This is a genomic window from Methylobacterium persicinum, assembly GCF_022179525.1.
Taxonomy (GTDB): domain Bacteria; phylum Pseudomonadota; class Alphaproteobacteria; order Rhizobiales; family Beijerinckiaceae; genus Methylobacterium; species Methylobacterium persicinum.
Genome location: NZ_BPQX01000031.1, coordinates 17,681 through 43,500, shown reverse-complemented (window position 1 = coordinate 43,500; position 25,820 = coordinate 17,681). Strand labels below are relative to the sequence as shown.

Here is a 25,820-nt window from a genome sequence, read left to right as displayed (position 1 = left end):
TCGTACCCTCACGCCAGATCCGTAACCCCCTCACGGGAGGACAAACCGCATGCGCCCCGCGATCCCGGTCATCATCGCCTGCCTCGCCGCCCCGTTCGCGGCCCAGGCCCAAGCCCAGAGCCAAGCCCAGAGCCAAGCCCAGACCCAAACCCAGAGCCCCCTGCCGCCCCGCGACGAACCCGCCAAGTCGATCCCGGTGCCGGACACCGTCAGTCCGGCGATGCAGGCGATCATCGCCCAGCCCCTGCGGACGGACTGGGACAGGCCGCCGACGACCCCCGAAGGCTGGAAGCAGCTCTCGGACAGCTTCGCGACGAAGGCCGCGCCGCAGATCGGCCCGATGGCGGAGCGCCTCCGGGTGAGCGTAGAGGCGACGTTGATCGACGGCGTGCGGGCTTACACGATCACGCCGACGGACATCCCCGCCGAGAACCGGAACCGGGTCGCGATCCATGTCCATGGCGGCTGCTACGTCCTCAATCCCCGGGAGGCGGCCTTGCCCGAGGCGATGATGCTCGCCGGCTTCGGCCGGATGAAGGTCATCTCCGTGGACTACCGGATGCCGCCAGAGGCCTTCTTCCCCGCCGCCCTCGACGACGGCATGACCGTCTACAAGGCCGTGCTCAGGACGACCGCGCCCGGTCGGGTCGCGGTCTTCGGCAGTTCGGCCGGCGGGGCATTGACCCTGGCGATGATGCTGCGCGCCAAGCAGGACGGCCTGCCGATGCCGGGCGCCATCGCCCCCGGCACCCCGATGGCGGACACGACCAAGCGCGGCGACTCGTTCCAGACCAACGCGTTGGTGGACAACGTGCTGGTCTCGCCCGACGGGTTCTGCCACGCCGCCACGACATTCTACGCCGCCGGACATGACCTGTCCGACCCCATGCTGTCACCGGTCTACGGCGACGTGAAGGGATTCCCGCCCGCCATCCTGACCACGGGCACGCGCGACCTCCTGCTCTCGAACACCGTGCGGATGCATCGCAAGCTGCGGCAGGCCGGGGTCGACGCCGTCCTGCAGGTGTTCGAGGGACAATCGCATGCGCAGTTCTACCGGGACGACCGCGTGCCCGAGGTCAAAGAGGCGTTCGGGGAAATCGCGTCCTTCCTGGATCGGCATCTCGAGCGCTGAAGGGGCGGCGCACGGCGTAGCCCGATAAGACCGCTGTGACGCGCCGGAATCCGAATGCGGTCGATGGGGGGTGAGGTCCCGCGTGAGGCCCGCGTTCGGTCTTCAACGCCTGTCGCGGGGAAGCGGGGCGCCGCGGCCGGGGAGGATGCGCCGCAGGATGCCATCGTGCCAGAGGTAGTGGTGGACCAGGGCGGCCGCGGCATGGAACAGGGCCAGCGCCATCAGGATGTTGGCGGCGAGGCCATGCCAGTGGGTGAGCGGCCGGCGCCATTCGGGATCGCCGACGGCCGGCAACGCCAGCGGCCCCACGAGGGTGACACCGCGCACCAAGGCGTTGGCGATGCCGAGCCCGGCGATCACGAAGAGCAGCACGTACAGGGCGGCGTGGGTCGCCTTGGCCAGGACATGCAGGGGGCCGGGATCGTCGACGGGGAGCTGGCGTCCACCGGTATGCCGCCAGACCGGCAAGGCGACGATGAGTGCGGTCAGGACGAAGCCCAGGTCGAAGTGGGCCGACCAGATCCCGGAGCGCAACGCCCCCTTCGGCAGCAGGTCTTCGAGGAAGGTGCCGATCAGCCAGAGGACCAGCACGAGGCCGGCGGTCAGCCAGTGCAGGGCGATGGTGCCCCTGTCGTAGGTCGGGGTTCCCCGCTCCCCGGCGCCGATGACAGAAGATGTGCTCGAACTCATCGCGGCGACTCCGCTGCTGCCGGGGAGGGACTCGATGGGACGGCGCGGCTGGCCGCGATGGTCGCATCGGAGGGTTGGCTCGTACAGCCAGCCCGAGGTGTTCCGGTGGGCCTGCTTCCTTTGACGCCGGAACTCCCCGTGATCCTCAACGGGATGGCACCGACTGTCGGGTGAACACCACGACCGCGGCCCCGAACCCAGCCTCGGCCTGGGGTTCGACGGACGGCAAGTTCACGACGCTGGCAGCGCTCCGCCAGCGACATTCCAGGTGCCCGGTGAGCGGCGCACGAGACCAAACGGCCTGCAGGTTCGTGGGCGTTGCATCGTGCGAAACGCGCGCTTCGACGATGCAGCGGGTCGCGCGCCCGCTTCTGAAAAGGTCGATGATCGGCATGGGGATCTCCAGGACCGGACCGCGCACGCGGACCGGCAGAGAATCACCCGTGACGGGCGCCTTCCCTTGAGCCGGACCGACGAGGCGGCACGGTCGATCGACTGTGACTGTCGCTAGGCATGGGTCTTCGGGGTGGGGCCGGAGGCGCGAGGATGCGTCTGGCGGTAGGCCTCATAGACCCACTCGGCCGTCCTGGAAAGTAGAATTTTTCTAAACTGCGAAGTCAGGTCTCGAAGGCGCGATGTCCTGCATTCGAACGGGCCGAGTTAGCGTAGCGCGCTGATTTGACTGCTGATTACCGACTGCGTCCGGAATTTCGCATCGTCACGGCAGGCCCGGCCATGCCGGTTGACCTCGATCAGAGCGCACCATATTAGAACGATTCTAATTATATGGCTGCATCCAGCGTCCCCACCGGGGGCTCCCTGCGCATGGCCGCCGACGACGGAATTCCACGATGCGTCCCTTTTCCGACCTGTCCGAAAGAGAGCTCCTCGCCCTGGCCATCGCCAGCGAGGAGGAGGATGGCAGGGTCTATGCGGATTTCGCGCATGAGCTTCAGGCCGACTATCCCGACAGCGCCCGGGTCTTCTCCGACATGGCAGCCGAGGAGAGCGAGCACCGGCGTCAACTGATCGACGCCTTCGTCGCCCGGTTCGGCGACCACATCCCCCTGATCCGGCGCGAGGACGTGCGCGGCTGGGTGCGCCGCAAGCCTGTGTGGCAGGTCCGCGCGCGGGGGATCGAGGCGGTCCGCAGCCATGCCCGGCAGATGGAGGAAGATGCGGCCCGCTTCTATCGCGAGGCCGCCGCGCGGACTTCGGATGCCGGCATCCGCCGCCTCCTCGGCGATCTCGCCGAGGCGGAGCAGGGCCATGCCCGCACGGCCGGCGACATCGAGCAGGCGCGCCTCCCGGGGGAGGTCCGGGCGGAGGAGGATACGAGCGCACAGCGCCGCTTCGTGCTTCAGGTCATCCAACCCGGCCTCGTCGGGCTGATGGACGGCTCGGTCTCCACGCTCGCGCCGGTCTTCGCGGCCGCCTTCGCGACCCACGATCCGTGGAACGCCTTCGTCGTCGGGCTCGCCGCTTCCCTCGGCGCCGGCATCAGCATGGGCTTCGCGGAGGCGCTCGCCGACGACGGCAAGCTGTCCGGACGGGGTACCCCGTTCCTGCGGGGCCTCGTCTGCGGGTTGATGACCATCGCCGGGGGGATCGGTCACACGATCCCCTACCTAATCCCCGATTTCCTCACCGCGACCATCGTGGCCGGCGTGGTGGTCGTGTTCGAACTCCTGGCCATCGCCTACATCCAGTGGCGCTACATGGATACGCCTCCGCTCTCCGCCGCGGCGAAAGTCATGCTCGGCGGCGCCCTGGTGCTGGCGACGGGGATCCTGATCGGCAGCGCATGATGTCGGATCGTCGGTGACCAAGAGCGCAGGGTTGAGAGGCCGTCGGGGGTCGGCTTCCCTCTGCCCGGGGGCAGGTGGAAGCCGGCGACTGCGCCCCGGGGCGCCCGTCGCTCAGGCGGCGCGTTCCTCGATGGCGTCGACGCGATCGGGATAGAAGGCCATGTGGTCCTTGATCTCCGCCACGGCAACGTACGGTGTTTCGTAGGTCCAGATCGCGTCGACCGACCGCTGGCCGGCGTCCGGGATGCTGAAATACGAGGCCTCTCCCTTGTAGGGGCAGTAGCTCGTGGTTGCGGAGCGGGCCAGCGAAGCCAGATCGACGTCCTTGCGCGGGATGTACTGGACGGGCGGATACCGTCCTTCGCGCAGGGTCAGCGCCTCGCGGGTGTCGGCGATCACGCGCCCGCCCGCGGTGACGACCACGCGGCCCCCGGTCCGCGCGACGGTGATCGGATGATCGGGACCGGGGATCTTGACGGTGCGCTCGGGCATGGCGTGCTCCTCAGGAGGACAAGTCCGTCAGAACGTGGTGCCACGGTGAACGCCCCGCCAGCCCCGACACCCGGCATCGGGGCACGTGCGATCCTCCGAACGCGCGCCGGCCTGTCGCCGGCAGGCTCCGGCCGGTCAGGGATCGGGCGGTGCGTCGCCCTGACCGATGAAGGGGATGCCCTCGATCGGGCATTCCTCCGTGCCGACGCTCTGCCGGGTGATGGCCCGCACCGCGTCGCGGGTCCCGTCGGGATCCTCGATCCAGCGCCGGTAGAAGTCGTAGGGGCATTCCGACATCCCGTGCCGGTTCTCCTTCGAGTTGATCATGCCCGTGTAGCCACGGTGCAGAAGCTTGAAGAGGTGGTTCTCCGACTGACCGTGGGCGCGGAAATCCCGGATGAGGAACTTCGACAGGGCCGCGTACTGGATCCCCATCTCCTCCTCGCCGCACTCGCCGAGGGTGCGGCCGTCGAAGCCGATGATCGCCGAGTGGCCGAAATACGTGTAGACTCCGTCGAACCCGGCCGCATTCGAGACCGCGACGTAAGTGTTGTTGGCGAACGCCATCGCCTTCGAGATGACGATCTGCTGCTCCTTGGCCGGATACATGTAGCCCTGGCAGCGGATGATCAGCTCGGCGCCTCGCATGGCGCAGTCGCGCCAGATCTCCGGGTAGTTGCCGTCGTCGCAGATGATCAGGCTGATCTTGAGGCCCTTCGGCCCGTCCGACACGTAAGTGCGGTCGCCCGGATACCATCCCTCGATCGGCGTCCAGGGCATGATCTTGCGGTACTTCTGGACGATCTCGCCCTGGTCGTTCATCAGGATCAGGGTGTTGTAGGGCGCCTTGTGCGGATGCTCCTCGTGGCGCTCGCCGGTGAGCGAGAACACCCCCCAGACCTTCGCCTCCCGGCAGGCGGCCGCGAACACCTCGGTCTCGGCGCCGGGGACCGTCGAGGCGGTCTCGTACATCTCGGCGGCGTCATACATGATGCCGTGGGTGGAGTATTCGGGGAAGATCACGAGGTCGAGGCCCGGCAAGCCGGTCTTCATGCCGACGATCATCCTGCCGATGGCCTTGGCGTTCTCCAGCACTTCGGCGCGGGTGTGCAGGCGCGGCATCTTGTAGTTCACGACGGCGACGCCGACGCTGTCCTGGCTGGACGAGATGTCTCCGTGCATCATGGCGTCATTCCTTCGATGATTGTTGCGCCGTGACCCTCCCCCGTGGAGGGGGGAGGGCACTGGGTGTCCCGCTCAGTGGCTGATCATCCACGGCCGGGCCGCCGGGAAGCTCTTCGCCGCGGCCGGCGCCGTGGCCGCCTTCTTCGGCGTGCAGCAGCCGCAGCCCGCCCCGTGGCTTCCGGAGCGCCGCGGTGCGTGGCGGCTGCGCTCGTTGGTGGCGTGGGCCGCCTTCAGCCCGGCGTCCATCCCGGAGATGCGCGGTGCGGTGAGGAAGGCCCGCTGGCAGGCCTCCCCACAGTCCGGGCAGGCGTGCGGATCCTTGAACTCCGCCATCGGCCGCATGGCGGTGAACGGCCCGCAGGCCGCGCAGGCGTATTCGTAGACGGGCATGATCACAGATCCGGCGAGAGCGGCATCTGGACCGAGCCGTCGAGGAACTTCGTCGGTCCGTCCGCGCCGGGATTGATGTCGAACTCGAAGATCTTGGTCGGAATCCAGAGCGTCGCGCAGGCGTTCGGGATATCGACGACGCCCGAGATGTGGCCCTGGACCGGCGCCGTGCCGAGGATCGAGTAGGCCTGCGCACCCGAATAGCCGAACTTCTTCAGGTATTCGATCGCATTCAGGCAGGCCTGCCGGTAGGCGATGTGCACGTCGAGGTAATGCTGGCCGCCATGCTCGTCGACGGAGATGCCCTCGAAGATCAGGTGATCGTCGAACTTCGGGGTGATCGGCGATGGCTTGAAGATCGGGTTCTTGATCCCGTACTTGGCCATGCCGCCCTTGATCAGGTCGACCTTGAGATGGACCCAGCCGGCCATCTCGATGGCGCCGCAGAAGGTGATCTCGCCGTCGCCCTGGCTGAAATGCAGGTCGCCCATGCTGAGGCCGGCGCCGGGCACATAGACGGGGAAGTAGATCTTCGAGCCGCGGGACAGATCCTTGATGTCGCAATTCCCGCCATGCTCGCGGGGCGGGACCGTGCGGGCACCGGTGGCGGCGGCCGCGTCCTTCGCGTCGCCCTTCAGGCGGCCCATATGGGCGGTCGGGCCGAAGGGCAGGGTGGCCAGCGCCGGGACGCGCTCCGGATTGGTGTCGTAGAGGGCCTTCTCCCGGGTGTTCCAGGTCTCCAGCATCTTCGGATCGGGTAGGCAGCCGATCAGGCCGGGGTGGATCAGGCCGGGGAAGCGGACGCCGGGGACGTGGCGCGACTTGGTGAACATGCCCTCGAAGTCCCAGATCGACTTCTGGGCCTGCGGGAAGTGCTCGTCGAGGAAGCCGCCGCCGTTCTTCTTGGAGAAGAAGCCGTTAAAGCCCCACTGGCTCTCCGGCTTGGCGCCGATATCGAGCAGATCCACCACCAGGAGGTCGCCGGGCTCCGCGCCCTCCACGCCGATGGGACCCGAGAGGAAGTGGACGATCGACAGGTCGATGTCGCGCACGTCGTCGGCGGAATCGTTGTTCTTGATGAAGCCGCCGGTCCAGTCGTAGGTCTCGACGATGAAGTCCGCGCCCGGCTTCACGGTGGCGACCATCGGGATGTCAGGGTGCCAGCGGTTGTGCACCATGTCGTTGTCGTAAGCCGACTGCGTGAGATCGACCTTGATCAGCGTCTCGGGCATTTTTTGGGACTCCCTGCTGCGATTATAATGGTCAAATCTTTGTCGCCGCCGTCTTTGCGAGCGGAGCGAAGCAATCCAGGGATCCGCCGAGGTCGGATACGTCCCGCTGCCCTGGATTGCTTCGCTCCGCTCGCAATGACGACCACGATGGTCGGCCCAGACTTCACACCGACAGGAACCGGGCGACGGCCGCCTCGTCGATGCCCTCGCGGGGGGCCTCGTGGACGATGGCTCCGTTCTCCATGACGATGACCCGGTCGGCGACGTCGAGGGCGAAGCTCAGGACCTGTTCCGACACGATGATGGAGAGGCCGCGCTCGTCGCGGATTGTTTTCAATGTTCGTCCCATCTCGCGGATGATAGAGGGCTGGATGCCCTCCGTGGGCTCGTCGAGGAGCAGCACCTTGGGACGGCTCGCCAGCGCCCGGGCGATGGCGAGCTGCTGCTGCTGGCCGCCCGAGAGGTTGCCGCCCCGCCTTCCCTTCATCTCCAGCAGGACCGGGAACATCTCGTAGAGGTCCTGCGGCACCTTGCGGGTGCCGGTGACCGTCAGGCCGGTCTCGATGTTCTCCTGGACCGTCATGGTCGAGAAGATCATGCGGCCCTGGGGCACGTAGGCGAGGCCCTTGGCGACCCGGGCATGGCTCTTGAGGGCGGCGACATCCGTGCCCTCGACCAGGATCGCGCCGGCCTTGACGGGCACGAGGCCCATCAGGGTCTTCATCAGCGTGGTCTTGCCCATGCCGTTGCGGCCCATCACGGCGACGATTTCGCCCGGCGCCACCGCGAAGGTGAGCCCGTGCAGGACCTCGCTCTGGCCATAGGCGGCGTGCAGGTCCTCGACGGCGAGCGCCGGCATTGCGGAGGGAAGCGCCGCGAGGGGCGGCGGGACGGAGGCTGAATGCGCGGTCTGGAGCGAGGCCATCGTCAATGTCCCAGATATACTTCGATGACCTTCGGGTCGGTCTTGACCCGCTCCATCGAGCCTTCGGAGAGCACCTTGCCCTGGTGCAGGACGGTCACCCGGTGGGCGATGTCCTCGACGAACTTCATGTCGTGCTCGATCACCAGCACCGAGCGGCCCTTGATAATCTGGTTGAGCAGTTCGGCGGTCTTGATCCGCTCGCCGACGCTCATCCCGGCCACCGGCTCGTCGAGCATCAGGAGTTCCGGGTCCTGGATCAGCAGCATGCCGATCTCCAGCCACTGCTTCTGGCCGTGGCTCAGGAACTCGGCCCGCTCCCGGAGCTGGTCCTTCAGGAAGATCGTCTCGGCGATGGCGTGGATGCGGTCCCTGACCTCGGCGTCGCGCTTGAACGTAAGGGCGCCGAAGACCGAGCGGCCCCGGGGGAACGAAATCTCCAGGTTCTCGAACACCGTCAGGTCGTCGTAGATCGACGGTGTCTGGAACTTGCGGCCGACGCCGGCCTGGACGATGGCGCTCTCGGAGAGCTTCGTCAGCTCCTGGCCCTTGTACTTGATCGAGCCGGCGCTGGCCCGGGTGCGCCCGCAGATCAGGTCGAGCACCGTGGTCTTGCCGGCGCCGTTCGGGCCGATGATCACCCGGATCTCGTCGGGTTCGACGTAGAACGACACGTCGTTCACCGCCTTGAACCCGTCGAAGGACACCGTCAGCGCCTCGACGGCGAGGAGATGGTCGGGCGGCGCGGCCTCGGCGCCGACCACGGGGGAGGAGAGGATCGCGGCGTTCATGGCATCCTCACTCGGCCGGGGCGCCGGCGGGCGCATTCTGAGGCGGGGCGATGGCGGGGGCGGGGGCCCGCAGGCCCTTCGCGCGGCGGGTGAGGCGGGGCTCGATGTGCTCCCGCCAGATCCCGGCGAGGCCGTTCGGGAAGGCCAGCACCACCGCGATGAACAGGGCGCCGAGGCCGAACAGCCAAAGATCCGGAAAACTCTCGGAGAAGGTGGTCTTGGCCCAGTTGACCAGCAGCGTGCCCCACACCGCGCCGAACAGGGACAGGCGCCCGCCGACCGCGGCGTAGATCACCATCTCGATCGATGGCACGATGCCGACGAAGGAGGGCGACATGAACCCGACCTGGAGGGTGAACATCGCCCCGCCGATCGCCGCGAAGGCTGCCGCCAAGCAGAAGGCGAAGACCTTGAACCCCGCCACCGAGTAGCCGGAGAAGCGCACCCGGTCCTCCTTGTCGCGCATGGCGACGAGGATGCGGCCGAGCTTCGACTTCTTCACGTACTGTGCCGCCAGGATGCAGGCGATCAGCAGGCCGCCGTTGATGAAGTAGAGGATGGACTTCGCGCTGTCGGTGCGGATGTCCCAGCCGTGGAGGGTGCGCAGGTCGGTGATGCCGTTGATGCCGCCGGTATAGCCCTGCTGGCCGACGATCAGGATCGTCAGGATCGCGGCGATGGCCTGGGTGATGATGGCGAAGTAGGTGCCGCCGACCCGGCGCTTGAACATCGCGAAGGAGATCAGCATCGCGAACAGGACCGGCACCGCGATGACCAGGATCAGCGTCAGCGGCAGGCTCTTGAACGGCTGCCAGAACCAGGGGAGCGCCGTGATCTGGTTCCAGTCCATGAAGTCCGGGATGCCCGGCGTCGACTGGATCTTGGTGTTGGCGACGCTCGAAGCTTCCAGCTTCAAGTACATCGCCATGCAGTAGCCGCCCAACCCGAAGAAGACGCCCTGGCCCAGCGACAGGATGCCGGCGTAGCCCCAGCAGATCACGAGCCCCAGCGCCACGAAGGCGTAGGTCAGGTACTTGCCGACGAGGTTGAGGCGGAAGCCGTCGAGCGCCAGCGGCAGGACCACCAGGATCACCCCGGCCAGGAGGAGGAGGCTCAGCCACTCCACCGGCTTCATGAACGGGTTGTCGTTGACGGTGACGGATTTGGTGAGGGTCTGGACGGGGTTGGTCATCTTGAAAAAGATCCTCAGCGCCGGACCTTGAGGGTGAAGAGGCCCTGAGGCCGCAACATCAGGATGCCGACCACCGCGAGCAGGGTGATCACCTTGGCCATCGAGCCGGAGAGGAAGAACTCGAGGGTCGATTGCGTCTGGGAGATCGAGAAGGCCGAGGCGATGGTGCCGACGAGGCTCGCGGCGCCGCCGAACACGACGATCAGGAAGGTGTCGACGATGTAGAGCTGGCCCGAGGTCGGCCCCGTCGAGCCGATCATCGTGAAGGCCGAGCCGGCGATGCCGGCGATGCCGCAGCCGAGGCCGAAGGTGTAGCGGTCGACCTTCTCGGTATCGATGCCGACCGCCCCCGCCATGGCCCGGTTCGCCATCACCGCCCGGACCTGCTGGCCGAAGCGCGAGCGGAAGATCAGCAGCGCGACGCAGACCGTGATGAGGATGGTCACGCCCATGACGAACAAGCCGTTGATCGGGATCTCGATCGTGTCGGTGACCTGCACCGAGCCGATCAGCCAGGAGGGCAGCTCGACGCCGACCTCGCGCGCGCCGAAGATCGAGCGGTAGGCCTGCTGGAGGATCAGCGAGAGGCCCCAGGTGGCGAGCAGGGTGTCCAGCGGGCGCTTGTAGAGGAACCGGATCAGGCCCCATTCCACCAGCATCCCCAGGGCGCCGGAGGCGAGGAACGCCAGCCCCATCGCGATGAAGAAGTAGATCGGGAACAAGGCCGGCAGGTAGGTCTGGAAGAAGGTCGAGCAGAGGTAGGTGACGTAGGCGCCGAGGATCATGAACTCCCCGTGGGCCATGTTGATCACGCCCATCTGGCCGAAGATGATCGCGAGCCCCAGCGCCATCAGCAGGTAGACGGAGAACAGAATCAGGCCGGCGAAGCCCTGCATGGCGAAGATCGCGCCGAGATCGCTGAAGGAATAATCGCCGAGCATGGCCTCAGTCTCTCCGATCAGAGATGAACTCCGCCGGCGGCGGAGGCCCGTGATCCCACTCAGGTCACCTCATCCTGAGGTGCCGGAGCGCAGCGGAGGCCTCGAAGGAGGGCTCCAGATTTCGCGCGGGCCCTGGAGAGCTTCTTCGAGGCAGGGCGATCGCTGATCGCCCTGCACCTCATGATGAGGGCGCGTATGGGAAGCGCGCGTCTTGTGCGACTACTGATACCCCTTCGGGAACGGGTCCGGCTTGATCAGTTCCGGACTGGTGTAGACGATCTCGAACTGGCCGTCGGTCTTGGCCCGGCCGACCCGGGTTTTCGACCAGAGGTGATGGTTCTCGTCGATCCTGACGTAGCCTTCGGGCGCGCCCTTGAACTCGATGCCCGGCGAGGCGGCCACGACCTTGTCGACGTCGAACGAGCCGGCCTTCTCGCAGGCCATCTTCCAGAGGTATGGCCCGAGATAGGCCGCCTGCGTCACGTCGCCGATGACGGTCTTCTCGCCCCACATCTTCTTGAAGGCCGCGACGAACGCCTTGTTGTTCTCATTCTCGATCGACTGGAAATACTTCATGCAGGCATAGGCCCCGGCGATGTTCTCGCCGCCGATGCCGTCGATCTCGTCTTCCGTCACCGAGATCGTCATCAGCACCTGCTTCGACAGGTCGATGCCGGCCGCCTTGAGCTGCTTGTAGAACGCCACGTTCGAGCCGCCGACCACGTCGGCGAAGATCACCTTGGGCTTCGTCAGCTTGATCTTGTTGATCACCGAGTTGAACTGGGTATGGCCGAGGGGGAAGTACTCCTCGCCGACGACCTTGCCCTTGAGCACGTTCTCGACGTGCTTGCGGGCGATCTTGTTGGAGGTGCGCGGCCAGATGTAGTCCGAGCCGATGAAGTAGAAGCTGTCGCCGCCCTTCTCCTTGTGGACCCAGTCGAGGCCGGCGAGGATCTGCTGCGTCGCCTCCTGTCCGGTGTAGAAGACGTTCTTGGACTGCTCCAGGCCCTCATAGAAGGTCGGGTAGTACAGGAGCCCGTTATACTGTTCGAAGACCGGCAGAACCGCCTTGCGCGAGGCTGAGGTCCAGCAGCCCATCACGGCGGCGCAATGGTCGTTGACGAGGAGCTTCTTCGCCTTCTCGGCGAAGGTCGGCCAGTCGGAGGCGCCGTCCTCCTGGATGATCTTGATCTTGCGGCCGAGCACGCCGCCGGCATCGTTGATCTGCTGGATCGCGAGCTTTTCCGCTTCCTGCGCGCCGGTTTCGGAAATCGCCATCGTGCCGGTGATCGAGTGCAGGATGCCGACCGTCACCTCGCTGTCGGTCACCGCGAGCCCGGTGGTGTTGACCGCCGAGGTCGGGGCCGCCGCCCAGGCGGTGCGCGGCATCAGCGCCAGCGCCGGGGCGCCTGCCAGCCCCATGAGCAGCCTGCGCCGCAACGGTGACCGCAAGCCGTGATCCGCGCCGGTGTCGGTGTCGTCTGCCATGTGCCTGCCCCGGTTGCGTCCGGGGCCTTGAGAGGCGGCCTCCGGATCGACCGGTGCAGGCTAGGGCGGTCGCCGCGGTGCGGCATATACGCTGTTTTGCGTATGGCCGGGCTCTTGCCTCTCCGGCACCGTCGAACCGTCTAGTCCAGGGACCGATGGCGCTCAGGGTCGGGAATCCCAGTCGCGCAGGAGCGCATGGCGCCGTGCGGTGCAGGTCACGCGCGGTCGCTTCCGCATGGCCAGTCGGCAGCGGCCGGGGCCGGATCGGCGGGCGATGAGCGGCCCGCAGCGCATCATCCCGATCCGGCGCGATTACAATCGCTTCGTCGCGGATGAGACCCTCGAGGATTACGCGCTCCGCTTCACGGCCAAGAAGGCGCGGCGCTGGTCGGGATTCGAAGTCGCGCAGACCGCGCTCGGCTCGGTCTCGTTCCTGGCGCTGGAGGCAATCGGCGGCACGCTCGTTCTCACCGCGGGCTTCGTCAACGCCCTGGCGGCGATCCTCGTCGTCGGCCTGATCATCTTCGCCACCGCCGCGCCGATCACCACCTATGCCGCCCGCTACGGCGTCGACATGGATCTGCTCACCCGCGGGGCGGGCTTCGGCTACCTCGGCTCGACGGTGACGTCGCTGATCTACGCGAGCTTCACCTTCCTATTCTTCGCCATCGAGGCGGCGATCATGGCGCTGGCGCTGCAGCTCTGCCTCGGGTTGCCGCTCTGGATCGGCTATCTCGTCTGCGCGAGCGCCGTGATCCCGCTGGTAGCCTACGGCATCCGCCTGATCAGCCGGATCCAGATCTGGACGCAGCCCCTCTGGCTCGCCCTCGGCCTGCTGCCTGTCATCTGCATCGCCGTCCAGGATCCTGCGGCGCTCCGGGCGCTGGCCGCGTTCCCCGGTCTCGACGGGCGGGGGGACGGCTTCGACCTCACGCGGTTCGGTGCCGCCACCGGCGTGCTGCTGGCCCTGCTGGCCCAGGTGGGCGAGCAGGTGGATTTCCTGCGCTTCGTGCCGGAGCCGGCGGCCGGGCGCGACCGGGCGTGGTGGCTGGCGGTGCTGGCGGGGGGCGCCGGCTGGATCCTGCCCGGCATGGTCAAAATCCTGCTCGGCGCGGGGCTCGCGGTCCTCGCCCTGTCCCACGGCGTCCCGCCTGATAAGGCCGCCGAACCGACCCAGATGTACCGCGTCGCGTTCGGCTACGTGACCGGCGGGAACGGGCAGGCGGCGCTCCTGCTGATGGGGGCCTTCGTCCTCGTCTCGCAGCTCAAGATCAACCTGACCAACGCCTATGCCGGCTCGATCGCGTGGTCGAACTTCTTCTCGCGCCTCACGCACAGCCATCCGGGCCGGGTCGTTTGGCTCGTCTTCAACGTCGCCATCGCCGTGCTGCTGATGATGCTCGGCATCGACAAGACGATCGAAAGCACCCTGCCGCTCTATGCCTGCGTGGTCTCGGCCTGGGTTGGGGCGCTGGCCGCCGACCTCGCCGTCAACAAGCCGCTGGGCCTGTCGCCGCCCGGCATCGAGTTCAAGCGGGCGCATCTCTACGCGGTCAACCCGGTCGGCACCGGGGCGATGGTGCTCGCCTTGGCGGCGAGCTGCCTGCTCCACCTCGGTCTGCTCGGCCCGGCGCCACAGGCCTTCGCCCCGATGCTGACGCTCGCCATCGCGTTCGTTGCGGCGCCCGCTTTCGCCTGGGCGACGGGGGGGCGCTGGTACCTCGCCCGGCCGCCCCGCCGGGACTGGGGTGCGGGCGAGATCACCTGCCGGGTCTGCGAATTGCCCTTCGAGGGCGAGGACATGGCTCATTGCCCGGCCTATGACGCGCCGATCTGCTCGCTCTGCTGCTCCCTCGACGCCCGCTGCGGCGACCTCTGCAAGCCGCACGGCCGGCTGGAGGTCCAGGCGCAGGACGCCCTCGGGCGCATCCTGCCGCGCCGCACGGCCGCCTGGATCGGTGCGCCGCTGGGCCGCTATCTGGCGGTGATGCTGACGCTCTGCGCGGTGATCGGCCTGATCCTCGGCGTCGTGCATGCGGGCGCGAGCATCGCCCACCCGGACCACCGCGAGGTCCTGCGGGCGGCGCTGACCAGCGTGTTCTTCATCCTCGTCGTCATCCTCGGGGTCGTCGCGTGGCTGTTCGTGCTGGCGCAGGAAAGCCGGCGGGTCGCCCAGGCCGAGACGAGACGCCAGACCGTCCTCTACGAATCCGAGATCGCGGCGCACAAGGTGACCGACGCGAAGCTGCAGGACGCCAAGGAGCGGGCCGAGGCCGCCAACCAAGCCAAGAGCCGTTACGTCGTCGGCCTCAGCCACGAGTTGCGCACCCCGCTTTCCAGCGTGCTCGGCTACGCTCAGCTCCTCGAGACGGACCCGACGATCCCCGCGGCCCGCCTTAACGGCATCCGGGTGATCCGGCGCAGCGCCCAGCACCTTTCGGGCCTGATCGACGGGCTTCTCGACATCTCGCGGATGGAAGCGGGCCGTCTCCAGATCAACCGCGACGAGATCCGGCTTTCGGATTTCCTCGACCAGCTCGCCGACATGGTCCGGCTCCAGGCCCGTGAGGCCGGGCTCGACTTCCGCTTCACGCGCCCCGAGACCCTGCCCCAGGTCGTCGCCACCGACGAGAAGCGCCTGCGCCAAGTGCTTCTCAACCTGCTGTCGAACGCCATCAAGTTCACGCCGCGCGGGACCGTGTCCCTCGACCTGAGCTACCGCAGCCAGGTCGCGGTCTTCACGATCCGTGACACGGGGCCCGGCATCCCGGAGGCGGACCTCGCCCGGATCTTCGAGCCGTTCGAGCGCGGCTCGACACCGGCTGCCCGCAGCACGCCCGGAACCGGCCTCGGGCTCACCATCGCCAACCTGCTGGCGCAACTCCTCGGCGGGGAAATCTCGCTGACGGCGGCCCCGGGGGGAGGGACGCAGGCACGCCTGCGCCTGATGCTCGCGGCGGTGACGCAACCCGCGCTCACGCCCGCTCCCGCACCGCCGGTCCGCCCGGAGCCCGGTTACGCGGGACCGCGCAGGACCGTCCTCGTGGTCGACGACGACACCGCGCACCGCACCCTGATGCGGGCTATCCTGGAACCGCGCGGGCTCACGGTGCGCGAGGCCGAGACCGGACCCGCCTGCCTCGCGGCCGTCGCGGAGGCGACGGATACCGAGGGGATCGACCTGATCCTCCTCGATATCGCGATGCCGGGCATGAGCGGCTGGGACGTGGCGACGGCCCTGCGCGCGCGGGGCCATACCGGGCCGATCGCGATGATGTCCGCCAACGTCCACGAACTCGGCCCCCTGCGGGGCGACAGCCCACCCCACGACGCGATCCTCACCAAGCCCTTCGACCTGCGCGACGTGCTGGACCGGACCGGTGCCCTGTTGCGCCTCGACTGGACGGAGACGGCGGCGGGGCCTCGCCCGGCCGCGAAGGCGGACCTCCCGCCCGCGGCGGCCCGCCCCGCCGCCGTCCATGTCGGAGACCTGCTGCGCCTCGGCAGGATCGGGCATATCCGCGGCATCGAGGCGAAGCTCGCGGCGATGGAAGAGGACGACGCCGTTCCCCCGGCCTTCGTCGCGCAGATGCGCGGGTTGATCGCCGGCTACGACCTGCGCCGCTACCTGACGGTACTGAAGGAGCTCGCCGGCGATGAGTGAGTCCGGCGGCGACGTGATCCTCGTCGTCGACGATTCGCCCGAGACCCTGAGCTTCCTGACGGAGGCGATCGAACGGTCCGGCGCGACGGTGCTGATCGCGGTGGCGGGCGATCTCGCCCTCGCCCTCGTCGATGAGGTCACCCCCGATGTGATTCTGCTCGACGCGGTGATGCCGGGCCTCGACGGCTTCGAGACCTGCCGCCGCCTCAAGGCCAAGCCGCATCTCGCCAGCGTTCCGGTGATCTTCATGACCGGCCTCAGCGAGACCGAGCACATCGTCCGGGGCCTCGACGCGGGCGGCGTCGATTACGTGACGAAGCCCATCGTCCCCGACGAATTGCTGGCCCGCATCCGCACCCATCTCGCCGGGGCGCGCTCCGCCCGCAGCGCCCGCACCGCCCTCGATGCGATGGGCCGGACCCTGCTGGCGGTCTCCGCAGACGGGCGGGTGTTGTGGTGCACGCCCCAGGCCGGACAGCTCATCGCCGAACTGGCCGCGACACCCGACGGCGTCCTGTCCCTGCCGCCCGCGGCCATCGCATGGCTGCGAGGCTGCATCGCTGGGACGACGACCGGGTCCGTGACGCTGAAGGGATCGAACGGGCCGCCGCACAGCCTGAGCTTCGTCGGCGGGACGGCCGAGGAGATCCTCCTGCGGCTGTCGCAGGACGATCCGGCGCTGAGCCTCGCCCGGCTACGGGCGAACTTGCCCATTACAGCCCGCGAGGCCGAAGTGCTGTTCTGGCTATCCCAGGGCAAGTCGAGCCGCGATATCGGAGAGATTCTGGGCCTCAGTCACCGCACCGTGACCAAGCATCTCGAAGCGATCTACGCCAAGCTCGGCGTCGAGAACCGCACCGCGGCGTCGATGGTCGCCAACCGCTACATTCAGGGCGTCTAGCGCATTTTCCGGGAAACCTGGTTCAGGTCATCTCCAAGGTCATTGCGAGCGCAGCGAAGCAACCCCGGGATCCGCTCAGTTCTGAGATGTCCCGCTGCCCTGGATTGCTTCCCTGCGCTCGCAAAGACGCGAGACACGGCGCGAATGACACTCGTTCCGATCGCCTGCCACCACCGCATGGCTGCGCTTCAAAAAGATCGCATCCTAACGGATAGTGACATATCTATAAGGCTCAAACTCGTTGGCCTAAGGGCCTTCGGCGACGAGGCGATCCGGATGTCCGAGAAGCTCGACCAACTGCGCCAAGCCTTCACGCACACCCTGCTCCTGGCCGGGCGGCAGTGGCGGCGGGCGGCCAACGGCCTCGTGGAAGCGCATGGCCTCTCCGACGCGACCGCGCTCCCCCTCATCCTCATCGGCCGGCTCGAGGGCGAGCCGCGCCAGAACGCCCTGGCCGACGCCGTCGGCATCGAAGGCCCGTCGCTGGTGCGGTTGCTGGATCAGCTCTGCACGGCCGGGCTGGTCGTCCGGAAGGAAGATCCGACGGATCGCCGCGCCAAGGTCCTCAACCTCACGCCGGCCGGGCAGCGAACCGTGTCGCAGATGGAGGCCGAGCTCATCGCATTGCGGGGGCAGGTCTTCGCCGACGTCGACACCGCCGACCTGGAAGCGAGCCTGAGGGTCTTCCAGGCCCTCCAGCGGTATGCGCGGGAGACGCCGGAGGCCGCGACGCGGGGGGAGGCCGCGGAGTGACTCTTCCCGGCTGGCGCGACTGGGCGTTCTCGATCAAGACCTTCGCTGCGGCGGTGCTGGCGATGTATCTCGCCATGTGGATCGACCTGCCCCGGCCCTATTGGGCGCTGGGCACGGTGTACATCACCAGCCAGATGCTGGCGGGCGCGACCCGGGCCAAGGCCCTCTACCGGGTGCTCGGCACCGTGCTGGGCGCCGTCGTCAGCATCGCCCTGGTGCCGAACCTCGCCGATTCGCCGGAGCTTCTGACCCTCGCCATCGCGCTCTGGGTGTCGGTCTGCCTGTACTTCTCGCTGCTCGACCGCACCCCCCGCAGCTACCTGATGATGCTGGCCGGCTACACCGCCGCCCTGATCGGCTTCCCGAGCGTGGGTGAACCCGGGACCATGTTCGACACCGCGGTGGCCCGCGCCGAGGAGATCACCCTCGGCATCCTGTGCGCCAGCCTCGTCAACACCATCGTGCTGCCCCAGTCCGTGGCGCCGACGATCTCCGCGCGCCTCGATCTCTTGCTGCGCGACGCCCGCAGCTGGGTCGCCGACGTGGTCGGCCGGGCGCGTCAGGCGGGGGATACCCAGGCCCGGCGGCTGAAGCTCGCCTCCGACGCCATCGCCTTCGACGCCCTGGCGACGCCCCTGCGCTACGACATGACCGGAGCCGAACGCTCCGCAGGGGCGATGGCGACCCTGCGCCAGCACATGCTGATGGTCCTGCCGATCGTCTCCGCGGTCGCGGACCGGGTCGAGGCCCTGGAACGGGCCGGGGCTATGCCGGCCCGCATGCGCGCCCTCCTCGACGAGATGGCTGCATGGCTCGCTTCGGGGACGACCGACCCCGTCGAGGCCGACCGGCTGCGGAGCGCCGCCGACGCGGTCGATCCAGTCCTGCGCGGGGAGTTCGGCTGGCCGGATCTGGTGCTTGCCAGCTTGGTGGCGCGCCTGCGCGATTTCATCGACCTGCGCCAGGACGTGAGGCTCCTGCAGAAGCATATCACCGACGGGACATCCGTCAGCGAAGAGCTGGCCTTCCGCTACACCGCCGCCGCGCGCACGATCCGCCACCGTGACCACGGCATGGCCATCCTGTCCGCGGTCGGCGTGTTCCTCGTCGTGCTGCTCACCTGCTGGATCTGGATCGCCACCGGTTGGCCGGACGGGGCCGGCGCGCCGATGATGGCGTCGGTCGGCTGCTGCTTCTTCGCCGCGCAGGACGACCCCGCGCCGTCCATCCTCGGCTTCGCCAACTCGGCCGTGCTCGGCGCCGTCGTCGCCGCCATCTACCTGTTCGGGGTGCTGCCGCAGGCCACGAGCTTCGAGATGCTGGCGCTCGCCCTGTCCCCGGCCCTCATCCTGTGCGGAGTCTGCATGACGCAGCCGCGGACGGCGCCGATGGCGATGGGCGCGGCGGTGAACGGCTCGGCCGTGATCGCGCTCCAGAGCAGCTATACGGGCGACTTCGCGGCCTTCGCCAACTCCGCGCTCTCGATCATCGTCGGGATGTGGGTCGCCGCGCTGGTCACGCGCCTCATCCGCTCGGTGGGGGCCGGGTGGTCGGCCCACCGCCTCCGGGCGGTGAACCGGCGCAGCCTCGCCCAGGCCGCCGGGCGACGCGGCGCGCAGAGCGGCCTGGAGCTCGCCGCCGTCATGCTCGACCGTGTCGGATTGCTCGCCCCGCGTCTCGCGGCCCTGCCGCCGGACGACGCGGAATGGACGGCCGACCTCCTCGCCGAGGTGCGGGTCGGGGTCAACGTGGTCGAGCTGCGCCGCGACCGGCGGCAGCTCTCGACCGAAGCCAGGGTTGCGGTCGAGGGGCTCCTGGCCGGCATGGCCCGGCACTTCGGCGGCCGCGCGACCCGGCCGCCGCCCGAACTCCTGATGTCCATCGATGCGGCGCTCGACGCGGTGGCGACCGAACCGCAGCAGCCGGCCCATCGCGCGGCGCTCCTCGGGCTCGTGGGCGTCCGCCGCGGACTGTTTCCCGATTCTCCCCCTTACCGGCCAAGTCTGATGGCCCCAACCCGGACGGCGCTCGCGGCATGACCGGCGAACTCGACATCTACGGCGTCTTCGTCCCGAGCCTCGCGGCTTGGATGCTGCTCGCCTTCCTCATCGGCCTTCCCCTGCGCCGGGTCCTCGCCCTGGCCGGATTCTACCGCTTCGTCTGGCACCGGCCGTTGTTCGACCTCGCGCTCTACGTCGTCCTGCTGGGCTGCGTCGTCGCGCTCGGGCAGCCGCTGATCTCCTGACGGCCCGCCGTCAGTCCCTCTCACCCTTCCCCGACCCCCGGTTCCCGCCATGACACGGTTCTTCGCCCTCTCTGTCCGGCTCGTCGTCACCCTGGCGATGGTGGCCGCGGCCGTCGTCGTCGGCCTCGCCCTGTGGGACTACTACATGGAGGCGCCCTGGACGCGGGACGGCCGCGTGCGGGCGGACGTGGTCGAGGTGGCACCGGACGTCTCCGGCCTCGTCACCGAGGTCCTCGTCGAAGACAACCAGACCGTGAAGCGCGGCGACGTCCTGTTCAAGATCGACCCGGAGCGCTTCACCCTGGCCCTGCGGCAGGCCGACGCCATCGTGGAGGGCAGGAAGGCCACGGCGGAGCAGGCCGCGGCCGACTACCAGCGCTACATCAAGTTGAGCGATGCGGCCGTCTCGCAGCAGAAGGTCGAGCTTGCCCGGGCGACCGACCTGGCGGCCAAGGCATCCTACGACCAAGCGATGGCCGACCGGGACCTCGCCAAGCTCAACCTCGATCGCTCGGCGGTGAAGGCCTCGGTCAACGGACGCATCACCAACATGGAGTTGCGCCCGGGCACCTACGTCAACACGGGCAAGGGCGTGATGGCCCTGGTCGACCGCGACACGCTCCGGGTCGAGGGCTACTTCGAGGAGACCAAGCTTCCGCGCATCCATGTCGGCGACCGGGCCAGCATCCGTCTGATGGGGGAGGACGGGCTTCTGGCCGGCCACGTCGAGAGCGTCGCCGGCGGCATCGAGGACCGGGAGCGTTCGGCCGGGGCGACCCTGCTCGCCAACGTCAACCCGACCTTCGCGTGGGTCCGGCTGGCCCAGCGCATTCCCGTGCGGATCAAGCTGGATGGCCTGCCCGCGCAGACGCGGCTGGTCTCGGGCAGGACGGCGACGGTCTCCGTGGATGCGGCGGGCCAAACCCCCCGCCTCGACCTGCTCGGGATCCTGCACAAGGTCGTGCACGTGGCCGACGGCTCCCCGCGATGACCGGGCTTCGCTCCGCTCGCAAAGACGGTGAAGCGGGCGATCCAGATCAAACCGAAACCGCACTAGTGCACTGACGCAGTCACTTCGTTCATGCGCCAGAGGACTATCCTCTGGTTTTTGCATCAATTTTTCCAGACACGGCTGACGCCTTCGTCTGGATCGATGCACTAGGGGCGCTTCGACGTGCGTGCGATGAATTCAGCCATCAGCCGCACCAGATCCTCGCCCCGTTCGTTCAGCATGTTGTGGCCGCAGCCCGGCAAGCCGACGAGCCAAGCGTTGGGTCTCGATTTCGCGACGATGAGTGCGCTTTCCGGCACGGCGACACGATCGAGAAGGCAGGTCATCACCAGCATGGGGGCCGTGCCGCCGCTCGCCCACTGGTCTTTCGGGGTGGCATCGCTCGCTTTGACCTGAGCCGCGGCAAGGACAGGGTATTCTCCCTGTTCGGCGTCCAGGGCAGCCAGATGTTCGTGGCCCGGCGCGTACATGAGTTGGCCCTGTAGCGTCATCCACTCAGCCTTGGGCGTCGTGGGATCGAGATAGCGTTCGTAGAGGGCACGCGTTTCCGGAGAGGGCAACTGTTCCCCGCCCGCGCCGATCAGAATGACACTGAGCGCGCGATCCGGCTTGTCTTGCGAGGCGGCGCGAACGACGCGGTTTCCGTAGGTTTTGCCAGCCAGATGGACGCGATCGACGCCAAGGGCATCGGCGACCCGCCACACGTCATTGGCGTAGTCGTGAAGGGTGAGGTTGTCGATCTGGCCGGTGCTGGCGCCCAACGAGCGGTAATTATACGTGATCACGCGGGTGCCGGTTGCCGCGATGCCCTTGGCGAGGTCGCCAAGCTGTGCCGCGGGCCGCCCGTTTCCGGCCGCCATGATCAGCGTCTCGGGGCCTTTGCCGTACTCGAACAGCTCGATCTCGATCCCGTCCGACTTGACGATCCGCCGGGCGCCTTCATCGGCGGCGTGAAGGGGTGCGACCGCGAGAAGCAAGATCGACACTATTCCCGCGTAGAGAGAGACAGCTTTTCCGAGATTCATGAGCTTGCTCCTCATCTCGTGCCGTTCGTGACGCAGGCGGGATCCGCATCGGCTCCTCCCGCGTCAGGTAAGACCGTACTGCCGCACTAAATTGTCCGCCAGGATCTTGTCCCGCACGGCCCAGTGGCTGGTCCCGGCGGACCGGGTCGAACACGTATTGACGGAAGTTCCTATCCCCGAGACACGGTCGGGGCGGGCCCCAGACCGGAGGCACCAGCAATGGGTATGTTCGTCTACTACCTCGTCACGCTGCTCGAATCGGTCCTCGGGATCTTCGGCGTGCGGTCATTCTACGAGCAACCTCGCTACACCGTGGTCGAGCACCTCGACCGCGGTGTCGAGATCCGCGCCTACGCACCGCGGCTCGCGGTCGAGACCGACGCCCGCAACCAGGGCGATGGCGAGGCGTTCGGGCGGCTGTTTCGCTACATCACCGGCGCGAACCGGACCGGCGGCCGCATCGCCATGACGGCGCCCGTCGAGACCGGCGGCAGGCGCATCGCCATGACGGTCCCCGTCGAGCAGGATGCGGGCGGCACGATGCGCTTCTTCCTGCCGCGGGAGGTCGCCGAGGCCGGCGCGCCGGAGCCGACCGAGGCCAGTGTCCGCTTGGTCCAGATCCCGGCCGAGCGCGTGGCGACGCTCGGCTTCTCCGGGCGCATCACGCCCGAGGTCCGGGCTGAGAAGGCGCGGGTCCTGACGGACGTGTTGGCGGCGGCCGACCGGCCGACCGCTGGCGCGACGTTCTTCATGGGCTACGATCCGCCTTTCGCCATCCCATTCCTCCGCAGGAACGAAGTGGCGGTCCGAATGGCCGCCCCATGAGCTGCCCCATGACATGACGCGGATCCGGTCGGCCGGGAGCCTCGCGCTGAGCCCCGTCAGACCCGGTCCGATCACGGTGAGCCGTCACGCCCGCGCGAGCGCGACGACGGCCTGCGCCAGGATCCCATCCTTCGACCGCAGCTCGTCGTAGACGGTGAAATGGTTGGCATGGGGGACGGGGATCAGCGCACCCGCCCCGTGGTGGGCGGCGCGGAACGCGTGGAACGCGCGGCTGTTCTCGGTCAGCCGGGGCAGCTCGCCCGCCCCGTAGGCCAGCGCCAGGGGCTTGTCGACGGGCGGCAGCCGCATCGGCGACAGGGTCGCGACCTCCTCGTCAGTGAGGTGCAGCTTGTCGTTCAGGTAGGTGTCCCGCAGGGGGCCGAGTTCGTAGATGCCGGAGATGGCGAGCCCCGCCCGGACGCTCGCGTGATCGAGGGCCATCGCGCAGAGGTGACCGCCGGCGGACCAGCCGGTGAGGATCACGGGTCCGGCGATGCCGCGCGACGGACCCTCGGCGGCCAGCCAGTCGAGGGCTTGCCGCACCTCCGCGACGATCTCCGTCAGGGTCGCGTCCGGCGCGAGGGTGTAGCCCTGCATCGCCGCGGAGAACCCGGCAGCGAGCACCCCCTCCATCACGCAGGCGAAGTCTTCACGCGAGCGCGTCTGCCAATACCCGCCGTGGATGTGGACGCAGCAGGGGGACGAGGGATCGGATGCGGGGAACAGATCCCACTTGTTCCGCGGCTTCGGTCCGTACGGGAGGTCCACCGTGCCGGAGAACCGTTCGCGCAGCTTGGCCGAGTCTCTGGTCCAGCCTTCCACGATTCTGGCCCCGTCGGCGACGGCACCGGAGTTGTTGTAGGCGCTGTCACGCTGGCTGCGGTTCAGGGTTTCCCATGTGCCCGGTGGGGTGGACCCGGAGGCGGCCGGGGCCGTCTCCGTGCCCCTCGCTACGGGGCGGTGGTCGGTCTCGCTCATCCTGAAGCCTCGCTCATGCCCGTGGGGAGGCCTACGCCTCCGAATGCTGTGCAACGTTCGCCGGCCCCCGATGGCGCACGCCGCCCGTGCAGAGGACGAAAAGGGCCGCAACCGCCAACGCGACGAGGGTCGATCCCATCACGGCCGCGAGGGGGCCCGCCAGGGCCGAGCCGGCGACGTCACCGAGGTTCATCGCCGCCATATAGACCTGGAACTGCGTCGCCGACGCCCGTCCCGCGCGGCTCGCCAGCAGCACGGTCGGCAGCAGGGCGACGTAGAGCAGGGCCGGCACGACGCTGGCCAGCCCCAGAATGAACGGACCGGCGGCGGCCTCCCACCCGGCGCCGATCAGCACGCCGGCCCCCCCGAACGCCAGAGCGCAGGCCACGAGAAGGCCACGCAAGACCCGGTGCGGTCCCATGTGGTCCACCGCGGCGCCGAGACCCCCCGCACCCAGGGTCCCGCCCAGGAGCGCGAGCCCGGCCTGGAGGCGTGAGAGATCACCCGCGTCCCAACCGTGGACCTGCACCAGGGCGACGGCGAAGGGCACTTGAAACAGGGCGAGCCCGAAATCGATGGCGAAGCACATGGCAAGCAGGATCGCCGCATCGCGGCCGCGGAACGCCGCCAGGAGCCCGCGTGTGAAGAGGACAACCTCCGCCATCCTCCCCCGGCCCGGTGCCCGCGGCGGGGCATCCCGGCGGAGGGAGAAGAGCCGGTCATCGGGGGTTTCGCGCACGATGACGGGGGCCAGGGCGAGCGGCGTGGTCAGGGCGAGCAGCGCGCCGGCCGCGGCGGGCAGGCCGTATTGCGCGAGAATCCACGCGAAGATCGCGGTCCCGGCCGCACTTCCGATCACGAACCCCGCCCGCGTCCCGGCGCTGGTGCGTCCGAGTTCGTCGGCGGGGACTGTGCCGGAGATCAAGCGGTCGGTGGCGGTGTCGGCGAGGGAGGCAGCGAGGCTGTGGAGGAAGAGCACGGCGCTGATCGCCGTCAGGCCCGCATCCGCGCCGAGCAGAAGCAGTCCGGCCAGGCAGGCCTGGGCGCAGGCCAGGGACAGGACCAGCCAGAATCGGCGGGCTCCCATGCGGGACGGGGTCCCGCGATCGATCACCGGTCCCCAGAGCAGCGGTTGCAGCACCCAGGGCAGGCCGACGACCGCGAGGTGGCGGCCGATCTGCGCCGTCGAGGCGCCCGCCGCGGCGAAGTGGTTGGCCAGCGCCGTCAGCGCGAAGCCGGCCACAAGGCCCTGATAGAGGTACAGCAGGGAGAACAGGCCGAACCGCCAGCGCGAAGACCTGAGACTCGGCGGCCCGCGGCGCATCGATCGAAACCCCGGTCACTCCACATGATGACCGGGAACGATCTCACAGGCGGATGTGGGGACGCTCCTTACCCGACGCGCCCGAGGACCGTCACCACACCACAGGCCGATTGCGCCATCGTTTCGCACCCTCGCCCCCCCACGCATCCCGTGAGCGGCAAGGTGTCGCCTGATGAAAATCCCCGCTTGAGCGCCGCGAACGGAATTCCCGAGCCGTTGTTTATCGTCGCGATCAAGGACGGACGCTGTCCTTGCGCCTCCACCGCCCGGCGTCGCTTCTCCAACAGAGATGGGAACACGAAGAGGGATGATGATAAGCCGCCTCGGCCTTGCGATGACCTTCGCGCTCCTGTCGGCGACCCCCGGCCTCGCCGCCGGGAAGCGGGGCAACGCCGATCTCAGACGCTTCTGCTCGGGGGATGCCGCAACCTTCTGCGGCGACCTCGACCCGCACAGCAAGAAGATGGACGCCTGTTTTGCCGCGCATCGGCGAGAGCTGTCGGACAATTGCCGCCGGGCCATCGATGCCTACCAGGCCCGGGGCGGCAAGTGAGGGTCCTCCGGACGGGGCTCGCGGCGGCGATCCTGCTTACGGGCGTCCTCTCGCCCGCCGTGGCCCAGAACCAGCCGATCAAGAGCCCGGAGGATGCCAGGTGCCGCGACGAGGCACGGGACCACGTCTTCACGGCGCCGAACCCGAAGGGGCTGTCGCCTTACGGTCTCGGGGCTGAGCTCTATCACGCCTGCATGCGCCGCCTCGGGGCCGAACCCGCCAGGGGGTCGCGCCGGTAAGGCGGCATCGGCCCCCCCGGCCTTGATCTCCCCCC

At 68.5% G+C, this 25,820-nt stretch carries 25 protein-coding genes; 11 read left to right on the top strand and 14 right to left on the bottom strand.

The genetic code is table 11. The features are described 5' to 3' along the window. The first annotated feature begins 49 nt into the window (after positions 1 to 49). Positions 50 to 1,135, top strand: a complete 1,086-nt coding sequence (locus MFF22_RS13545) for an alpha/beta hydrolase (protein WP_238249498.1) — start codon at positions 50 to 52, stop codon at positions 1,133 to 1,135. A gap of 102 nt (positions 1,136 to 1,237) precedes the next feature. Here MFF22_RS13545 and MFF22_RS13540 read toward each other — a convergent pair whose 3' ends face one another. Next, entirely contained in the window at positions 1,238 to 1,825 is a 588-nt protein-coding gene (locus tag MFF22_RS13540) for a cytochrome b (RefSeq protein WP_238249497.1), read from the bottom strand. Positions 1,826 to 1,970: 145 nt separating this feature from the next. Then, positions 1,971 to 2,219, bottom strand: a complete 249-nt coding sequence (locus MFF22_RS13535; RefSeq protein ID WP_238249496.1) for a hypothetical protein — start codon at positions 2,217 to 2,219, stop codon at positions 1,971 to 1,973. A gap of 457 nt (positions 2,220 to 2,676) precedes the next feature. Here MFF22_RS13535 and mbfA point away from each other — a divergent pair, with 457 nt between their 5' ends. After that, the gene (gene mbfA / locus MFF22_RS13530; RefSeq protein ID WP_238249495.1) at positions 2,677 to 3,633 is read left to right on the top strand and encodes an iron exporter MbfA; all 957 of its coding nucleotides are present in this window, start codon (positions 2,677 to 2,679) and stop codon (positions 3,631 to 3,633) included. A 111-nt stretch (positions 3,634 to 3,744) separates the two neighbouring features. On the opposite strand, the gene MFF22_RS13525 is transcribed toward mbfA, so the two are convergent. The 9 genes from MFF22_RS13525 to urtA form a co-directional block, all read right to left on the bottom strand. Next, positions 3,745 to 4,125 carry a DUF427 domain-containing protein gene (locus MFF22_RS13525; protein WP_238249494.1) on the bottom strand — a complete coding sequence of 127 codons (381 nt, stop codon included), beginning with the start codon at positions 4,123 to 4,125 and terminating at the stop codon, positions 3,745 to 3,747. Between the two features lie 135 nt (positions 4,126 to 4,260). Continuing rightward, on the bottom strand, positions 4,261 to 5,310 hold the full coding sequence (locus MFF22_RS13520) for an aliphatic amidase (protein ID WP_238249493.1): 1,050 nt from the start codon (positions 5,308 to 5,310) through the stop codon (positions 4,261 to 4,263). A 72-nt stretch (positions 5,311 to 5,382) separates the two neighbouring features. Beyond that, entirely contained in the window at positions 5,383 to 5,700 is a 318-nt protein-coding gene (locus MFF22_RS13515; RefSeq protein WP_238249492.1) for an FmdB family zinc ribbon protein, read from the bottom strand. Between the two features lie 2 nt (positions 5,701 to 5,702). Next, positions 5,703 to 6,932, bottom strand: a complete 1,230-nt coding sequence (gene fmdA / locus MFF22_RS13510) for a formamidase (RefSeq protein ID WP_238249491.1) — start codon at positions 6,930 to 6,932, stop codon at positions 5,703 to 5,705. Between the two features lie 163 nt (positions 6,933 to 7,095). Further along, positions 7,096 to 7,791, bottom strand: a complete 696-nt coding sequence (gene urtE, locus MFF22_RS13505; protein ID WP_238249522.1) for an urea ABC transporter ATP-binding subunit UrtE — start codon at positions 7,789 to 7,791, stop codon at positions 7,096 to 7,098. A gap of 68 nt (positions 7,792 to 7,859) precedes the next feature. Further along, positions 7,860 to 8,645, bottom strand: coding sequence for an urea ABC transporter ATP-binding protein UrtD (gene urtD, locus MFF22_RS13500; RefSeq protein WP_238249490.1), 786 nt, complete (start codon positions 8,643 to 8,645; stop codon positions 7,860 to 7,862). Positions 8,646 to 8,652: 7 nt separating this feature from the next. Beyond that, positions 8,653 to 9,837 (bottom strand): urea ABC transporter permease subunit UrtC, encoded by a 1,185-nt coding sequence (gene urtC, locus MFF22_RS13495; protein WP_238249489.1) that lies wholly within the window; start codon positions 9,835 to 9,837, stop codon positions 8,653 to 8,655. A 14-nt stretch (positions 9,838 to 9,851) separates the two neighbouring features. Continuing rightward, positions 9,852 to 10,778, bottom strand: a complete 927-nt coding sequence (urtB, locus tag MFF22_RS13490) for an urea ABC transporter permease subunit UrtB (RefSeq protein WP_238249488.1) — start codon at positions 10,776 to 10,778, stop codon at positions 9,852 to 9,854. A 219-nt stretch (positions 10,779 to 10,997) separates the two neighbouring features. Beyond that, complete coding sequence (gene urtA / locus MFF22_RS13485) at positions 10,998 to 12,266, bottom strand: urea ABC transporter substrate-binding protein (RefSeq protein WP_238249487.1); 1,269 nt, start codon at positions 12,264 to 12,266, stop codon at positions 10,998 to 11,000. Positions 12,267 to 12,540: 274 nt separating this feature from the next. Between urtA and MFF22_RS13480 the strand changes: the two genes are divergently transcribed. The 6 genes from MFF22_RS13480 to MFF22_RS13455 all read left to right on the top strand — a co-directional run bounded on the left by MFF22_RS13480 (position 12,541) and on the right by MFF22_RS13455 (position 20,820). Beyond that, on the top strand, positions 12,541 to 15,930 hold the full coding sequence (locus tag MFF22_RS13480) for a hybrid sensor histidine kinase/response regulator (RefSeq protein WP_238249486.1): 3,390 nt from the start codon (positions 12,541 to 12,543) through the stop codon (positions 15,928 to 15,930). Further along, complete coding sequence (locus tag MFF22_RS13475) at positions 15,923 to 16,831, top strand: response regulator transcription factor (RefSeq protein WP_238249485.1); 909 nt, start codon at positions 15,923 to 15,925, stop codon at positions 16,829 to 16,831. Before MFF22_RS13480 ends, MFF22_RS13475 begins: the two co-directional genes overlap by 8 nt. A 276-nt stretch (positions 16,832 to 17,107) precedes the next feature. Further along, on the top strand, positions 17,108 to 17,584 hold the full coding sequence (locus MFF22_RS13470) for a MarR family winged helix-turn-helix transcriptional regulator (protein ID WP_238249484.1): 477 nt from the start codon (positions 17,108 to 17,110) through the stop codon (positions 17,582 to 17,584). After that, on the top strand, positions 17,581 to 19,623 hold the full coding sequence (locus MFF22_RS13465) for an FUSC family protein (protein WP_238249483.1): 2,043 nt from the start codon (positions 17,581 to 17,583) through the stop codon (positions 19,621 to 19,623). Before MFF22_RS13470 ends, MFF22_RS13465 begins: the two co-directional genes overlap by 4 nt. Continuing rightward, positions 19,620 to 19,829, top strand: a complete 210-nt coding sequence (locus tag MFF22_RS13460) for a DUF1656 domain-containing protein (protein ID WP_238249482.1) — start codon at positions 19,620 to 19,622, stop codon at positions 19,827 to 19,829. The genes MFF22_RS13465 and MFF22_RS13460 overlap by 4 nt, the downstream gene beginning before the upstream one ends. Positions 19,830 to 19,878: 49 nt before the next feature. Continuing rightward, a complete protein-coding gene (locus tag MFF22_RS13455) occupies positions 19,879 to 20,820 on the top strand; it encodes an efflux RND transporter periplasmic adaptor subunit (RefSeq protein WP_238249481.1) in 942 nt (313 codons plus the stop codon). Between the two features lie 167 nt (positions 20,821 to 20,987). Here the strand turns inward: MFF22_RS13455 and MFF22_RS13450 are convergent, their stop codons facing one another. Then, positions 20,988 to 21,866 carry an alpha/beta fold hydrolase gene (locus MFF22_RS13450; protein ID WP_238249480.1) on the bottom strand — a complete coding sequence of 293 codons (879 nt, stop codon included), beginning with the start codon at positions 21,864 to 21,866 and terminating at the stop codon, positions 20,988 to 20,990. A 219-nt stretch (positions 21,867 to 22,085) separates the two neighbouring features. On the opposite strand from MFF22_RS13450, the gene MFF22_RS13445 reads away from it, so the two are divergent. After that, positions 22,086 to 22,691, top strand: a complete 606-nt coding sequence (locus MFF22_RS13445; RefSeq protein ID WP_238249479.1) for an SOUL family heme-binding protein — start codon at positions 22,086 to 22,088, stop codon at positions 22,689 to 22,691. Between the two features lie 84 nt (positions 22,692 to 22,775). Here MFF22_RS13445 and MFF22_RS13440 read toward each other — a convergent pair whose 3' ends face one another. Further along, positions 22,776 to 23,669, bottom strand: coding sequence for an alpha/beta hydrolase (locus MFF22_RS13440; RefSeq protein WP_238249478.1), 894 nt, complete (start codon positions 23,667 to 23,669; stop codon positions 22,776 to 22,778). A gap of 31 nt (positions 23,670 to 23,700) precedes the next feature. Then, positions 23,701 to 24,993, bottom strand: coding sequence for an MFS transporter (locus MFF22_RS13435; RefSeq protein WP_238249477.1), 1,293 nt, complete (start codon positions 24,991 to 24,993; stop codon positions 23,701 to 23,703). A 307-nt stretch (positions 24,994 to 25,300) separates the two neighbouring features. Here MFF22_RS13435 and MFF22_RS13430 point away from each other — a divergent pair, with 307 nt between their 5' ends. Next, positions 25,301 to 25,546, top strand: a complete 246-nt coding sequence (locus MFF22_RS13430; RefSeq protein WP_238249476.1) for a 3',5'-cyclic-nucleotide phosphodiesterase — start codon at positions 25,301 to 25,303, stop codon at positions 25,544 to 25,546. Further along, on the top strand, positions 25,543 to 25,785 hold the full coding sequence (locus MFF22_RS13425) for a hypothetical protein (RefSeq protein WP_238249475.1): 243 nt from the start codon (positions 25,543 to 25,545) through the stop codon (positions 25,783 to 25,785). The genes MFF22_RS13430 and MFF22_RS13425 overlap by 4 nt, the downstream gene beginning before the upstream one ends. Positions 25,786 to 25,820 lie beyond the last annotated feature (35 nt).

Coding starts and splice junctions, on each gene's coding strand:
- MFF22_RS13545 (WP_238249498.1), top strand. CDS start 50: ATGCGCCCCGCGATCCCGGTCATCATCGCCTGCCTCGCCGCCCCGTTC.
- MFF22_RS13540 (WP_238249497.1), bottom strand. CDS start 1,825: ATGAGTTCGAGCACATCTTCTGTCATCGGCGCCGGGGAGCGGGGAACC.
- MFF22_RS13535 (WP_238249496.1), bottom strand. CDS start 2,219: ATGCCGATCATCGACCTTTTCAGAAGCGGGCGCGCGACCCGCTGCATC.
- mbfA (WP_238249495.1), top strand. CDS start 2,677: ATGCGTCCCTTTTCCGACCTGTCCGAAAGAGAGCTCCTCGCCCTGGCC.
- MFF22_RS13525 (WP_238249494.1), bottom strand. CDS start 4,125: ATGCCCGAGCGCACCGTCAAGATCCCCGGTCCCGATCATCCGATCACC.
- MFF22_RS13520 (WP_238249493.1), bottom strand. CDS start 5,310: ATGATGCACGGAGACATCTCGTCCAGCCAGGACAGCGTCGGCGTCGCC.
- MFF22_RS13515 (WP_238249492.1), bottom strand. CDS start 5,700: ATGCCCGTCTACGAATACGCCTGCGCGGCCTGCGGGCCGTTCACCGCC.
- fmdA (WP_238249491.1), bottom strand. CDS start 6,932: ATGCCCGAGACGCTGATCAAGGTCGATCTCACGCAGTCGGCTTACGAC.
- urtE (WP_238249522.1), bottom strand. CDS start 7,791: ATGCCGGCGCTCGCCGTCGAGGACCTGCACGCCGCCTATGGCCAGAGC.
- urtD (WP_238249490.1), bottom strand. CDS start 8,645: ATGAACGCCGCGATCCTCTCCTCCCCCGTGGTCGGCGCCGAGGCCGCG.
- urtC (WP_238249489.1), bottom strand. CDS start 9,837: ATGACCAACCCCGTCCAGACCCTCACCAAATCCGTCACCGTCAACGAC.
- urtB (WP_238249488.1), bottom strand. CDS start 10,778: ATGCTCGGCGATTATTCCTTCAGCGATCTCGGCGCGATCTTCGCCATG.
- urtA (WP_238249487.1), bottom strand. CDS start 12,266: ATGGCAGACGACACCGACACCGGCGCGGATCACGGCTTGCGGTCACCG.
- MFF22_RS13480 (WP_238249486.1), top strand. CDS start 12,541: ATGAGCGGCCCGCAGCGCATCATCCCGATCCGGCGCGATTACAATCGC.
- MFF22_RS13475 (WP_238249485.1), top strand. CDS start 15,923: ATGAGTGAGTCCGGCGGCGACGTGATCCTCGTCGTCGACGATTCGCCC.
- MFF22_RS13470 (WP_238249484.1), top strand. CDS start 17,108: ATGTCCGAGAAGCTCGACCAACTGCGCCAAGCCTTCACGCACACCCTG.
- MFF22_RS13460 (WP_238249482.1), top strand. CDS start 19,620: ATGACCGGCGAACTCGACATCTACGGCGTCTTCGTCCCGAGCCTCGCG.
- MFF22_RS13455 (WP_238249481.1), top strand. CDS start 19,879: ATGACACGGTTCTTCGCCCTCTCTGTCCGGCTCGTCGTCACCCTGGCG.
- MFF22_RS13450 (WP_238249480.1), bottom strand. CDS start 21,866: ATGAATCTCGGAAAAGCTGTCTCTCTCTACGCGGGAATAGTGTCGATC.
- MFF22_RS13445 (WP_238249479.1), top strand. CDS start 22,086: ATGGGTATGTTCGTCTACTACCTCGTCACGCTGCTCGAATCGGTCCTC.
- MFF22_RS13440 (WP_238249478.1), bottom strand. CDS start 23,669: ATGAGCGAGACCGACCACCGCCCCGTAGCGAGGGGCACGGAGACGGCC.
- MFF22_RS13435 (WP_238249477.1), bottom strand. CDS start 24,993: ATGCGCCGCGGGCCGCCGAGTCTCAGGTCTTCGCGCTGGCGGTTCGGC.
- MFF22_RS13430 (WP_238249476.1), top strand. CDS start 25,301: ATGATGATAAGCCGCCTCGGCCTTGCGATGACCTTCGCGCTCCTGTCG.